The sequence below is a fragment of the Clostridium thailandense genome (assembly GCF_019207025.1).
GTDB lineage: Bacteria > Bacillota > Clostridia > Clostridiales > Clostridiaceae > Clostridium_AM > Clostridium_AM thailandense.
The window spans coordinates 26,432-39,695 of record NZ_JAEEGC010000108.1 but is presented as its reverse complement, the minus strand read 5'-3'; the positions used below and the strand labels follow the sequence as shown (position 1 = coordinate 39,695).

The following is a 13,264-nucleotide window of genomic DNA, read 5'->3' as shown; positions in this document are numbered from 1 at the left end:
AGATGTTCTTAGATTTTCAAAATACTGAGCTTTAGAATGGTTAAAAGTTTTTATAGTGCTGAGGCTTGGTAACATCTCCCGGAGCATAAGTTTACTTTCGGCCGTGAGAATCTATATTATTTTAAAGGAGTTTAATAATGAAAAAGAATTTAGTTTTCATATTATGTTTAAGTTTGACTTTTACTTTAGCTGGTTGTAATAGTGATAAAAAAGTAAATACCTCTACACAAACTAGTACCGAAACTCAAACTTTACAAGATGATTCCAAAAACAACAATCAAAAACAAGCCACTAATGACAAAAATAGTGTTGATGAAAAGAATCAACCAGCTTCAAATAGTGGAAATTCTAAGCAGTCTGATAAAACAAGTTCAAGTGAAAACGCAGTAAAGGATAAAGATAATACCTCTAAAAACTTAACTAAAGTGAATAGTAAAGTTAAATTATATAACGGAACTTATTTTGATGACAGGCGTTTTGGAGATAATGTTTTAGAAAATTATTGTGAAGTTGTAATTTCTAATGTAACTAATAACTCTTTTGATTTTACTGTTTATGAAGTAGATGTGCAAGCTGGTAAAAAAGAAAGCAGAAAGGTTATTTTTCTCAAGAACACAGCAGTTTTTACAGGTGATGGAACGAAAGCTGCTTTTTATGGAAAGGATTATACTCTTAACTTTACCTTTCCCAATAATCATAACGCATACCCTGTTGTAACTGATATAAAAGTATCTGGCTTTAAACCCTTAGAAGGTCATACTTATGTTAACAATGGGATACCAGGACATGAATTTTCATAAATAGCTCTAAGCAAGTCAACGGAATACAATTTCCTTGACTTGCCCTTTTTAACAATACTTAAAATTATGGTAATATCTAAAAATTGATTTTCAAAACACTATACCTTTCCTCTATGCCTCAGAAATCATTACTTCTTTCCCCTTAAACACAATAGCAAGCTTTATTATATCTTTTACGTTGCAATTTTTAAGTTCCTCATCGTATTTCATCTTATCTATTTGCTTTAATGCTTCTACTTTTCCCTGTTCCAATGTTTCCTTTGACAACACATTTATTTTCTTAAATTCAATAATAATTCCTGGCTTTGAGATATCCTTTGGAATTATCATCACATCATACCTTCCAAAGCCGCTTTCCTTATTTGATTTCACTTCATGAGTGTTCGAAATAGAGACAAGCATTCCAAGTACAAAGGCGTGGTATACTTTCTCTGGCTCTTTTCCAGATACGTCAAAATAGCTCAAATTATTTATTACAAATTCCTGAAAAGCATAGCCAAAGTTTTCTATATCACCAGTGACTAAATTACTTAACATTTCTTCATACTTTTGATTAGTCATAGCTTCCTGAAACCATTTTACTATTAAATTTTCATAAAATATATGAACCTCTTCATTTGGAATTTGGAGTTCACAATTTAATCTTCCTCTTATGAGTTCTGTCTTTACAGCCTTCAAGTATCCGCTTAAAAGTAAAAAACTCCAGATATTTTGGTTGGAATCTTCAACCTCTGCCATAACTATAGTATCGTCGATTACCTTATTTATAGATTTTCCTTCAATAAGATACTGCAAATCTAATTTTATTTCTTTATCCCCTTTTAATAAAAGCCTTTTTATAAGATCATTGCTGCTGCTGTTAATCCAGTAAGGCATAAATCCATCTTCATTGTTATCAATATAATTTAAAACAGACCATGGATTATATATTACTTTTCCTCCAAAAATATATCCATTATACCAATTTTTTATTTCTTCTATGCTATCTTTTAAATTATAATATTCTGTAAGCTCTTTCATTTCCTCTTCTGTAAATCCAAATTTGTCACTAAATCTGAAACTCAATATTGAATATACTTTTAAGTTATTTAAACCTGAAAAAATACTCTCCTTTGCCACTCTAAGGATACCTGTTATTAAAGACTTTTCAACGTATAGATTATCTTTTAAGGCTGCTGTTAATAGGTTTCTTATTAAAGCTATTAATTCATTGTAGTATCCTCTAAGATATCCTTCCTGTATTGGCACATCATATTCATCTATAAAGAGCATTACCTTTCTTCCATAATGCTTGTTCATATAGCCCATTAGAGAGCTTATACCATTACATAAAGAAGCTATTGAAGCTCTTCTTTCCATCATTTCTATATATTCTTTTTTATCTATTTCTGATAGTTTATCACTTTGAAGTAAATAGTCATGTTCCTTATACAAGCTAGCTAAAAGAAATTCAATGCCATCTTTAAAATCTTCATAGGAAATATATTTTTCATTTTTAAAAGTAATGAAAACAACAGGATATTCTCCTTGAAGTTTCATTATTTCCTTTTCACCTTCTATTTTTAAACCCTTAAATAAATTTTTAGTTTCTTCCTTGGTTCTTATATCGAAAAAATACTTAAGCATGCTTAAATTCAATGTCTTTCCAAACCTTCTAGGCCTTGGTGTCAATATTATCTTTGCACCATTTTCTATAAATTCTTTTATCAATAAACTTTTATCTACAAAGTAATTATTGCCCTCTATTAGTTCTTTAAAATCCGATGTTCCTACTTGTATTCTCTTCATTAATGCACCTTCCTTCTTTATAAAGGGTTTTTCTCTTAATTGTATTATAGCCTATAATATAATAATCAGCTATATTAAAGCTATCTTCTCTAGATTTATATTCGCTTATAGGTATTTCGCTGTGATACTTTGGCTTCCCTCCACCATCTCTTTGGGGGTTCCAGTAAAAATAATATTTCCTCCTTTTTCCCCTCCCTCAGAACCAAGATCAATTATCCAATCGCTGTTTCTTATGATCTGCTGGTTATGTTCTACTACTACAATAGAATTACCTGCATCTACCATTCTATCTAGAAGCACAATAAAATTCTCAATATCCTTCGGGTGCAGTCCAGTTGTAGTCTCATCCATTAGGTAAAGATTTTTCTTGTCTTTACTTTGAAAGGCATTTATCAATATTAAATAGAGAACATATTAGGAGTATATCCGCATTGTATAATCTTTGTAATCAAGTAGAGAAAAAATATTTTATTTAGACAAAAATCTCCAAAAATTGTACTTCCAAACCCATCTATGATAAACTTGTCTAGAAAAGAGGTGTAACTAAAATGAAGAAACTAATAAAAGTTGTTGGAGCTGTTATAGAATAAGAATACATATCTGCTTCTCTTCTAGAAGTTTTTATATATTTTCTATAAAAAATATTATACATAACTGTAACAAATATTATACATAACTGTGACAAAATCGCTGTAATATAATAAGTATTCTAAATAAAATATTTATTTGAGAGGATGATCATAATGAATAATTTTCCTACTGCTATTCTACCTTATAGCTCAAACAAATTAGAAGACATAGAAAATAAAATAGAAGAACTGATATTAGAACATAAAAAGTTAAATAGAAATTGTGAAATTGAAATAGTACCACGACCCAATCCTCATCTGATCACTTTTGATGGGTACACCAATATACCATTTCAGCTTCATGTATACATTAGACACATAAGTATTAGCTAAGGATAACCAAAAATGGGATGTGGCACCATAGATTCTGTCATTAATAAGATAATAAACTCTTTCTGTAACTTTTGTTAAACACATAAAATTTTCCACCTTTCTTAATACAAAATTAAAACTCCCCATAGACAAACAATATCATCTATGGGGAGTTCATTTATTTAAAAATCTTTTATTATATTTAAATTTAAAAGTGTTGACCCTAACATTATGTCATAGTGTAATATAAAATCAGAGATTGACAATACTAATAAAACTCATGCCGGCAGAGTACAGGTGGTATTAAAGCTCTAAAATCAAAGTTTGAGGTGAAGTTATGAGAACAGTAAAACAAGTTTCGGATTTAACAGGAATAAGCGTGCGCATGCTGCACCACTACGATAAAATTGGATTATTAAAACCAACTGAGTTAACGGAAGCAGGCTATAGGCTTTATGATAATGAAGCTCTTGAAACCTTACAGCAGATTTTATTTTTTAAGGAGCTTGATTTACCACTAAAGGAAATTAAAGAAATCATAACCAGTCCTCACTTCGATAGGATGAAAGCACTAGAAGATCATAAGAAGCTAATCCTTTTAAAACGAGATAGGTTAAATGGTTTGATAGAGCTTATAAATAAAACCTTAGAAGGAGCGAATACAATGAGTTTTGAAGAATTTGACATGAGTGAATATTATAATGTATTGGAAGAATTTAAGAGAGAAAATAAGGATAGAGTAATTAAGAATTGGGGTAGTGTAGATAAATTTGATCAATTTATTGAAAAAACAAAAGCTGCAAAAGAAAAGCTTGCTAAAATGGCCATAAAAGAATATGGAAGTATAAAAAAATATGCCGAAGTTGTAAAGAAAAATTTGAATAGTTCTGTGGCAATAACTAAAGCAGAACAAATTGATGAGTTTAAAAGAGATTGCTTTTATGAAAGAAATCCAGAACTAAAGGATCTATATGAAAAGCTTACAACTGACTTAAGTAAAGATCCTTCTTCAGAGGAAATTCAAAAAATTGCTGGTGAAATAACTAACGTAGCTAAAAGAGATTATGAAGCTTTTAAAAATGAACTTGGAGATTATTATTGGTATGTTATTGTAAGACTTTATTCAGTATTTTCTAAGGAGTTAGAAAAAATTGATAAGGAAAATGGTGGAGTTGGTATGGCATGGATAGATGAACGATATGGTGAAGGTGCATCAAAGTTTATTGGAAAAGCTTTAAAAATTTATTTAGGAGATTATGAGCCTAAATTGGAAACCTTATACAAAAATCTTACAGTTGACTTAAGCAAAGACCCTTTATCAGAGGAAATCCAAAAAATTATTTTTGAAATAGTAGCCGAAACGCAAAAGCAGAATGAAGCTTTACAAGTAGAGGTGGGAGAAAATTATTGGAGCTATCAGGCAGAGCAGTATTTGTCAGAATCCATTTTAAAAAAAGCAATGGATAAGAAACATGGAGATGGTACATCTAAATTCATTGGAGAAGCTCTAAAGTTTTATGCTGAAAATAACAAGTAGGTTGTGTACAAGTCCTCTCTACAACAAGATGGCAGTATTCTGATTTTGAGTCCTGCTTCGGGTTAACAGCCATTATGAAAGACTCTATACTATTTATTTTGAAACTTAAAGTGGCTGTCGCACTTAGTGAAACAGCCACTTAGATAAGAGAATTAAACGCTCTATCCTTTTCTTCTAAGAGTACATATTTCCTCTTCCTCCCAAAAGAATAATGTAATTTAGAAATATTTTTAGTTATGATTAAACCAAATATCACTTAATAGCTTAATGACAGGTTCTATATCTTCTATAGCTATTCCCTTATATGAAATCAACACTCTAACCTTTCCACTTCTATAATTGTTTTTATCTATATAATACTCAGAAATTGGCGTAATTTTTATGCCAGCATTCTTTGCAATGTTAACAATTTCTTCTTCTCTTCGACTTGTTTCAAGCTCCAGAATAACTCTCATACCAGTATTACTACTTATTAAGTTAACCTTATCTCCCATAAAGGTATGGATCGCTTTGGTAATAACCTTATATTTTCTTTCATAATGTCTTCTCGCTTTTCTAATATGACTTTGCAAATAACCCTTATTCATAAAACGTGCTAATGCAATTTGTTCCAGCTTGGAAGTTGTTTGTCCATTCATTTTATATTTATCTAAATATAAATTTAACAGCCAATTAGGTAGTACCATGAAACTTATGCGAATACTTGGAATAAAAATTTTAGAAAATGTACCTAGATATATTACTTTGTCAAAGTTATCTAAACTTTTCAACGCAGGAATGGGTTTATTAGCAAATCTCATTGTACTATCATAGTCATCTTCTATAATAATTCCATTATTGTTTTGTGCCCAATTTAAAAGCTGAAGCCTATTCTTAACAGACATGATTACACCTTTAGGAAATTGATGAGATGGAGTTACGAATGTAATCTTACATCCACTATTTTCAAGTTTCCTTACATCTAGCCCATTCTCATTCACATTAATAGGTTTAATATCAAATTGATTTCTTTCAAAAACATATCGTATATAGTTACTTCCTGGTTCCTCCATGCCGATACTATCAAAATTTTCCCTAAGAATTTGGCAAATCAAATTTAAGCAATACTGTGTGCCTGCACCTACTGCAATTTGATTAGGCTTACACTGTACTCCCCTATTTTCATATATATATTTTGCAATTTCACAGCGTAGTTCATACTCTCCCTGTGAATCACCATAACTTAGAAGACTTTCAAATTCATTATTTATAACTGAATTAATTATATTTTTCCACGTTTTTATGGAATAGCAGTCTTTATCCATATATTGAGGCGCTAAATCATATTTTAATTTTTTTATATTCCCAGCAGCTTCATTCTTAAAACTTAGAGAATTAGAAACATGTGCTGCCTTTAATAAATCAGAATTTATATTTTCAACTATATAACCAACCTTAGGAATTCTTTTAATATATCCCTCAGCATAAAGCTGATCATATGCAGCTTCAATAGTATTTTTACTCAACTGAAGATTTTTCGATAGATTCCTTAGTGATGGTAATTTCTCATCACCTTTAATATTTCCATATACAATCTCTTTCTTTATACATTCATATAATTGGTAATATATTGGTTTATTTATTGTATTATCTAAAAGTGGAGTAAATGAAAACATGAATCTCATCTCCTTCTGTACCCATAAATTAGTAAAATCTGTCCCTTTTAAATATGACAAACTCTTATTATATTATAGATGTTACCACATTTTATAACAATTACTATTTTTAAAAGATAAAATCAAAATAAAGGAGAAGAGTATTATGTATAATTGTGCCCTATGTTCTATTCATGCCTGCAGCAGTGGTAAATTAAATACTGCACCTAAAAATTGTCCATGTATAAGTAAAAAAATGGATGATATAAAAACATTATATAAGAATGAAGAAAACTATAAAATTGCCCAAGCTTCAGCATTAATCGTAAGTGAAAGTTACGGCGAAAAGACAAGATTAGAAGAAACTATTGCTTTTGCAAAAAAATGCAATTATAAAAAAATAGGATTAGCCTTTTGTATTGGATTAGTAAGCGAAAGTAAAATAGTAAGTAAAATACTTTCTTATAATGGCTTTGAAGTAAGTTCTGTTATTTGTAAAACTGGTCATATTTCTAGAGAATTAATTGGTATAAATAATGCAAAAGTAGCTATGTGTAATCCCATTGGTCAGGCAATATTTTTAAATGAAGCAAAAACAGACCTTAATATTGTTTTAGGGCTGTGTGTTGGACATGATTCTTTATTCATAAAATATTCAGAAGCACCAGTAACAGTTTTTGCAGTAAAAGATAGAGTTTTATGTCATAATCCTTTAGCTGTAGTTTATCAAGCCGAAGCCTATTATAAAGATAAATTGTTTCCACAAAAATAAACTTAGATAAACATAGTCTAAAATTTTTGCACTTTATTCTCCAGTTAACTTTCACCATTGAATGGCTTGCTTAGGGCAATATTGAATATAAGCTGAGCATTGCTCACAATTATGTTTCCATATTGGTTTATCAGTATTAAAAGGAGAACCCCCATCATCTGAGGATTCTCCTTCTTTATTCTAAGCTTGAATTAAGTATTTATAATAGTTTTCCAAGCTCACTATACTTTAGTAATTCACCTAACGGTATATTTTTTAGTGGAAGTTTATCAATACCAAGACAGGTCTTTGCTGCATTAATTAATACACGAATGTCATACTGACTTGGGTATACTGGATCCACTTCTTTTTCAAGACCTAGCAGTCCGTATACAGCCATCATAGCGCTTCTTACAGAATATTCTACTGTGAATACGCAGTCTTCAGGAATTTCTGCAAACTGACCTAGGAAGCCAAAATTCTTGCTGCCTGCTGGAATTACATTAGGTCTGTCCCCTGCAACACGAGGCATAAAATGTGAGGTAATATAAGGCATCATGCTAGGAATTACATTGACTGTATGTGCTAAAATCTCAGGAATTCTGTCTTTTAAGCCCATATGATAAAGCAACTCTTCAAACATTTCACGTCCTGTGCATTCTGAGAAAGTCTTTTTAATATAGTCCCCTGGAACGTCCATATTCAATGCATAGGCCCAAAGTACCTTTACATTATCCGGTTGACCTATAAAGTGTGGATGCTTTGGAACCACCCAACTCATAAGCCAGCTTGAATCTTTTATTGTAACAAGTCCACCCATACCAGGCTTATCCCCTGTAAGCTTTAAGATATATGGGAATACAATATCATCCTCCTTTAAGGTTATAGTAAAGGACATCCATTTTGTCTTATCAATATCACTGCAGAATTTTTCTGGATGGCCAAAGTCCGGTGACTTCTTCGCTATTTTTTCCCACACGCTGAAACAGCCTTTATCCTCAGATCTATTTAAAATTGCAGCATGGTCAAGATCACCTTTTGTTGTATTCTCAGTCATGGAACCATTAGTAAATAATACTATATCATCATTCTTTACATTAATTATCTCATTCTTACCATCTTTAATATAATTAATTGCTGTAGCTACTTTTTCATTATTTGCAAAATCAAAATCTATATCTGTAACTTTACAACCAGTTTCAAAGCATATATCCTGCTCCTTAAGCCATGTAATAAGTGGAAGTATTAAAGAGTCATATTGATTGTATTCAGTATGAAGAATACCTTGTAATTTATTCATACCACCAATTAAATGCATGAATCTTTCCATATAACGCTTAACTTCAACTACACTATGCCACTTTTCAAAAGCAAACATTGTTGCCCAGAAGTACCAGAAGTTTGTTTCGAAGAAACTAGGTTCAAAATATTCTCCTATTGTAGTTGCTCCAAGTGCTTCTTCAGTCATCATATGAAGCTTTGCAAGCTCCATTGCATTCTTCTTTGATAATCCAAGGCTTGAGAAATCAGCCTTTTCTCCTTGGTTTTGTACTAATCTGCAGTGAGATTCAATAGGTTCTTCTATATTAAGCTGACGAAATTCATCTAGTACGCTTTTATTTTTATCATTTAGAGATGGTATGAAACTGAAAAGTTCCATAAAGCATTCAAAATGCTCTTCGATCTCTCTTCCACCCCTTGCAGAATAGCCTTTTTCTGCCATTCCTATACCATCCATGGAGCCTCCGAAAACCTCAAGCTGTTCAATTATATGGATGTTTTTTCCCGGCATATGCCCATCTCTTATTAAAAATGCTGCAGAAGCTAGTGACCCTATTCCTCCGCCAATCAAATATGCTTTTCTTGTTTCAATATTCTTTGGTACAGCTGGATTGATTCTTTGATAATTATTCATATAAAATCCTTCCTTTCCTATAATAAGGGATAGCTGAAGAATAACTTTTAAGCATCCCTAAATGATTTGACGTTGTTTTATATATTTATAATACCTATTTTAAGAACCTTATTCAAATAACAAAAAAAGCATCTGTGAAAAAATTTCACAGATGCAATAAAGTGTGTAAATTATAGGGTATATTACGCGTTATATATAAGTGAAGTTGTTTTTCTATCATTAACTTTCATAATTCTCAGTATGGTCCCCCCCAGCATTCTTTCAACTCTATCGGCAATATCTTCTTTCTTTTCTTTAAGACCAGTGTTAATCCACTCCAAAAATTGTCCTGTTATTGCGTAAGAAAAAAATACTGCAGTTTCTTTCTTTATTTTTTCTTCAACATTCATTTCTCTTGTTATATCCTTTATAACACCTTCTAATACTTTAGTAAATATCTTGCACAAAAACACCTCGAGATGTTCACGCCCTAAAGATTTTGTTGTATTAATACAGATAGTTTTATTATCCATTGTATATTGCAGAACAAGAACTAGCCCAGTCTTCCAGTTATTTAAGCTGCAGCATTGATCAAGTTCCTCAATAACTTCATTCTCAAATATCCATTTCAATAAATCATAAACATCATGAAAATGATTGTAAAAGGTATGCCTTGTAACTCCACATGTATCTGTAACCATCTTTACTGTTATCTTATTTATTGGAGTTTGCTTCATCAATTGCTTCAGAGAACGAGCCAAGGCATTTTTTGTAACATGTGAGGTAGACATAAAATCAATCATTCCTTTCTTCACTTTAAATGTACAAAGCTTATAGAAGCTGTACTTTCATATTTTCCTAGATACAATTGCCATTATACATCTGGAGCCTCTCTCGTTATTATTTATATCAACTTGTTCATATTTATATAAGTTTTTCAGGAATAAATTTAGAGGAGATTCTCTTTATAAGCACATAATCAAGTATCAAAAGTACACCTCCCCCTATAAACATCATAACCTTACTAATTAAAAGTACACCTGTCATTTGACCTACTAATATAAGAATTACCGGAATGACAAGAAGACCACTTACTTGCTGTGCTTCCTGGAAGGTTTCTGACTTTGCGGATACCATAACAGTAAATACTAGAGATAATAAATTGATTACTGGACAAATCCAAAATATTGTTATAAGCCATTTTATATCTGGAAAAATTAGTCCTCCAAAATAGATAAAGCCTCCTATGTTGAATATGATACCAAAGGCTATAAAAGAAACTAAAGTTATAATGTAAGAAGGCACAAAGACACCTAAAATCTTAGCTCTAAGCAGCTGTTCCATGGATATTGGTGTATAAAGCAGAGACTCCATAGTTTTATGCTCCTTTTCCCCTACAGGTATGCCTAAAATCTCAGCATATCCTGATGTTTTAGAAAGAATCCCATTGAGAATCCTAACTGTAGTGGTTTTCCCTGAACCATTAGGTCCAAGGAATCCAAATATCTCACCTTTTGATATACTTAAGTCTATATTGTTCAAAGCATTAGTCTGACCATCATAAGACTTTTTAAGCTTTTCTATATTTATTGCCTTCATTTTTTTCACCTAACTTTTCTTTTAGCTTTTTAACAAGTAACTTATACCGTTCATCTTCTCCAAGGGGTGCAAAGGTAGGATTTTCAGCAACTATATCAATAAGATTTTTCTTAATTGTTATCTCATCCATCGGAGTGTTTGTTCCAATACAATTATTATCTTCAAACCATTTACCTACATGAGTAAAATATTCATTTCCTTTAAAACTCAATGGAAACTTAATAATACAAATAGTATTCACATATCGCTCTAATGCATCTATCGCCTTTTCCTTCTCTTCTTGAAGCAAATACCCTTGTGCTGCAACTATATGAATTCCAAAAACATCATTTGTCCAGATCTCTTTTAACTTAAAGCAATCAATAATCTGAATGCCCTGTAAATAAATTTTTTCAAACAAAACTGGTTCCATCATATTTAAAGAAAGATAATTATTTAAAAGCGTTAAGGTGTTTATTACCTTGTTATAAAGTAGTATCTGATTCACTTCCTTTGCCTGATCAACTTGTTCCTGCATCCTATATGCATTAATTAATATAACATCCTCTCCACTATATGGATCTAATTTGTTATCTAATAAGTGAATAACTTCTTCGCTGTTTCCAAGTGCCATCTCTGCCAATGCTTCCATAGTATTTGCTTTTTTTATATAAGAAATGTCCTCTGATTCATCTTTTACTCTCTTACTTATCCATATACATTTCTGAAAAATTTCTTTCTTTATTGCTTCAGTTTTTGCTAAAGTGGAATAGTTTAATAATAATTGAATCATAGAAAGCAAAAATGGAAAACAAGAATTATACTTTTTTATTAATTTATCGCACTGTTCTATTGCTTCATCAAAGGGCTTTACTGCGAATTCCTGGGAAAGCTTATTATAAATTTTTTTTATGTCTTCCTTTGTAAGTTGAGGAGAATATCCTAGCAATTTATCCACTGAAATATTAAAATAAGTTGCAAGCTCCGGGAGCAGTAAAATATCAGGATAGCTTAATCCAGACTCCCATTTAGAGACAGAAGCTTTAGAAACTCCAATGTAATCTGCTAGCTGCTCCTGTGTTATTCCCTTTTCTTTTCTCTTTTGAACAATACATCTTCCTATATTTAACTCCTTCATATCTATCACCTCTAATAATATTTTATGCGCTAGCTCAGCTCTCGTAAATGGATTTGTAGTTGATCTTAGTAGAAAAAGTTAACTAACAGGAAACTTCAGTTCATAATTAATTAAAAAGAGTCGTCTAATTTAAATAAAAAGGCGTAGCAAAACGCTACACCTTTAATATTTAAACCAGAATATTATTAATTAATTTACCATAAGTTATTGGAAGCTAAAACGCTGCGGCCTTGAATCCTTTTCCTCTAACTTCAGCTGTGTCCATAATGGATACTACTGCTGATGAATCTATATTTTCAACTAAGTGTTTTGCTTCCTCAAGTTCCTTAGGGCTTAGAATACAGTAAATAACTTTTTTCTTATCTCCTGTATACGCACCTTCTCCATAAAGGTAAGTTACTCCTCTGCCTAGGTTTTCCAAAATAGCTTGTTTTACCTTGTCACATCTTCCAGTTACTATGAAAACTACTTTTTCTTTATCAAAGCCTTGAATAAATTTATCAACTATTGCTGCATTCATATACATTGCTATTAAAGTATATACTGCTACCTGTAAATTTCCTATAACCATACCCATAGCAACTATTACCGCGTTAATCATGAAGGCTATTTTTCCTATGGACATTCCATATTTCTTTTTAACTACTACGGCTATAATATCTGTACCGCCCTGTGATGCTCTGCTCTTAAATATTATTCCTGCTCCTAATCCTGTTAAAAGCCCTCCACATAATGAAGCAGCTAGTGGATCTGGTATATAGTATAAATTATGAAGATTTCTCGTAAAAATTAATGATAACGACATTGATGCCATCCCTATGAAACTAAAAATACCAAATTCTTTATCGATAGCTCTAATACCTATTAGGAATATTGGAATATTTATAAGAATTATAAAATAACCAGACTGCATTCCTGTTAAATATTGAAGAATTATCGCTATACCAGCAACTCCTCCGCTAAGAAGCTTATGAGGTATAATAAATAAATTAACTCCAATAGAATATATTAAACTACCCGCTATAACCATTAATACTCTCAATAAATTCTCTTTTTTCATAAACATATAATAATATGCCTCCTAATAAAATCCTTAATAGTTGAAAGAATCATCTCTTTAGCACCATGAATTAATTGTTTTCTCTTACCTATGCCTTCCAACTACTATATATATTCTATTACAGCCCTTATTAACAGTCAAAG

The 13,264-nt window shown here is 31.2% G+C and carries 12 protein-coding genes; 4 read left to right on the top strand and 8 right to left on the bottom strand.

All coding sequences use genetic code 11. From position 1 onward, the window contains the following. Positions 1 to 137: 137 nt before the first annotated feature. Entirely contained in the window at positions 138 to 800 is a 663-nt protein-coding gene (locus I6U48_RS19620) for a hypothetical protein (protein WP_218322171.1), read from the top strand. Positions 801 to 911: 111 nt separating this feature from the next. Here I6U48_RS19620 and I6U48_RS19615 read toward each other — a convergent pair whose 3' ends face one another. Next, positions 912 to 2,588, bottom strand: a complete 1,677-nt coding sequence (locus I6U48_RS19615; protein ID WP_218322170.1) for an AAA family ATPase — start codon at positions 2,586 to 2,588, stop codon at positions 912 to 914. 105 nt (positions 2,589 to 2,693) lie between these two features. After that, positions 2,694 to 2,888 carry a hypothetical protein gene (locus I6U48_RS19610; RefSeq protein WP_218322169.1) on the bottom strand — a complete coding sequence of 65 codons (195 nt, stop codon included), beginning with the start codon at positions 2,886 to 2,888 and terminating at the stop codon, positions 2,694 to 2,696. Between the two features lie 443 nt (positions 2,889 to 3,331). Between I6U48_RS19610 and I6U48_RS19605 the strand changes: the two genes are divergently transcribed. After that, positions 3,332 to 3,550, top strand: coding sequence for a hypothetical protein (locus tag I6U48_RS19605; RefSeq protein ID WP_218322168.1), 219 nt, complete (start codon positions 3,332 to 3,334; stop codon positions 3,548 to 3,550). A gap of 316 nt (positions 3,551 to 3,866) precedes the next feature. Beyond that, positions 3,867 to 5,066: a MerR family transcriptional regulator gene (locus I6U48_RS19600; RefSeq protein ID WP_218322167.1), complete on the top strand. Its 1,200-nt coding sequence runs from the start codon at positions 3,867 to 3,869 to the stop codon at positions 5,064 to 5,066. A 230-nt stretch (positions 5,067 to 5,296) separates the two neighbouring features. On the opposite strand, the gene pdxR is transcribed toward I6U48_RS19600, so the two are convergent. Further along, positions 5,297 to 6,721 carry a MocR-like pyridoxine biosynthesis transcription factor PdxR gene (gene pdxR, locus I6U48_RS19595; RefSeq protein ID WP_218322166.1) on the bottom strand — a complete coding sequence of 475 codons (1,425 nt, stop codon included), beginning with the start codon at positions 6,719 to 6,721 and terminating at the stop codon, positions 5,297 to 5,299. 145 nt (positions 6,722 to 6,866) lie between these two features. Here pdxR and I6U48_RS19590 point away from each other — a divergent pair, with 145 nt between their 5' ends. Next, complete coding sequence (locus I6U48_RS19590; protein WP_218322165.1) at positions 6,867 to 7,472, top strand: DUF1847 domain-containing protein; 606 nt, start codon at positions 6,867 to 6,869, stop codon at positions 7,470 to 7,472. Positions 7,473 to 7,671: 199 nt separating this feature from the next. Here I6U48_RS19590 and I6U48_RS19585 read toward each other — a convergent pair whose 3' ends face one another. The 5 genes from I6U48_RS19585 to I6U48_RS19560 form a co-directional block, all read right to left on the bottom strand. Continuing rightward, the gene (locus I6U48_RS19585) at positions 7,672 to 9,366 is read right to left on the bottom strand and encodes an oleate hydratase (protein WP_218322164.1); all 1,695 of its coding nucleotides are present in this window, start codon (positions 9,364 to 9,366) and stop codon (positions 7,672 to 7,674) included. A gap of 182 nt (positions 9,367 to 9,548) precedes the next feature. Continuing rightward, positions 9,549 to 10,148, bottom strand: coding sequence for a TetR-like C-terminal domain-containing protein (locus I6U48_RS19580; RefSeq protein WP_218322163.1), 600 nt, complete (start codon positions 10,146 to 10,148; stop codon positions 9,549 to 9,551). Between the two features lie 121 nt (positions 10,149 to 10,269). Next, complete coding sequence (locus tag I6U48_RS19575) at positions 10,270 to 10,944, bottom strand: ATP-binding cassette domain-containing protein (RefSeq protein WP_246615463.1); 675 nt, start codon at positions 10,942 to 10,944, stop codon at positions 10,270 to 10,272. Then, positions 10,916 to 12,061 (bottom strand): helix-turn-helix domain-containing protein, encoded by a 1,146-nt coding sequence (locus tag I6U48_RS19565; protein WP_218322162.1) that lies wholly within the window; start codon positions 12,059 to 12,061, stop codon positions 10,916 to 10,918. Before I6U48_RS19565 ends, I6U48_RS19575 begins: the two co-directional genes overlap by 29 nt. A 214-nt stretch (positions 12,062 to 12,275) precedes the next feature. Then, positions 12,276 to 13,127 (bottom strand): YitT family protein, encoded by an 852-nt coding sequence (locus I6U48_RS19560; protein ID WP_218322161.1) that lies wholly within the window; start codon positions 13,125 to 13,127, stop codon positions 12,276 to 12,278. Positions 13,128 to 13,264 lie beyond the last annotated feature (137 nt).

Excerpts from the sequence above, each read along its gene's own strand:
- I6U48_RS19620 (WP_218322171.1), top strand. The coding sequence starts at position 138 with ATGAAAAAGAATTTAGTTTTCATATTATGTTTAAGTTTGACTTTTACT.
- I6U48_RS19615 (WP_218322170.1), bottom strand. The coding sequence starts at position 2,588 with ATGAAGAGAATACAAGTAGGAACATCGGATTTTAAAGAACTAATAGAG.
- I6U48_RS19605 (WP_218322168.1), top strand. The coding sequence starts at position 3,332 with ATGAATAATTTTCCTACTGCTATTCTACCTTATAGCTCAAACAAATTA.
- I6U48_RS19600 (WP_218322167.1), top strand. The coding sequence starts at position 3,867 with ATGAGAACAGTAAAACAAGTTTCGGATTTAACAGGAATAAGCGTGCGC.
- pdxR (WP_218322166.1), bottom strand. The coding sequence starts at position 6,721 with ATGTTTTCATTTACTCCACTTTTAGATAATACAATAAATAAACCAATA.
- I6U48_RS19590 (WP_218322165.1), top strand. The coding sequence starts at position 6,867 with ATGTATAATTGTGCCCTATGTTCTATTCATGCCTGCAGCAGTGGTAAA.
- I6U48_RS19585 (WP_218322164.1), bottom strand. The coding sequence starts at position 9,366 with ATGAATAATTATCAAAGAATCAATCCAGCTGTACCAAAGAATATTGAA.
- I6U48_RS19580 (WP_218322163.1), bottom strand. The coding sequence starts at position 10,148 with ATGATTGATTTTATGTCTACCTCACATGTTACAAAAAATGCCTTGGCT.
- I6U48_RS19575 (WP_246615463.1), bottom strand. The coding sequence starts at position 10,944 with ATGAAGGCAATAAATATAGAAAAGCTTAAAAAGTCTTATGATGGTCAG.
- I6U48_RS19565 (WP_218322162.1), bottom strand. The coding sequence starts at position 12,061 with ATGAAGGAGTTAAATATAGGAAGATGTATTGTTCAAAAGAGAAAAGAA.
- I6U48_RS19560 (WP_218322161.1), bottom strand. The coding sequence starts at position 13,127 with ATGTTTATGAAAAAAGAGAATTTATTGAGAGTATTAATGGTTATAGCG.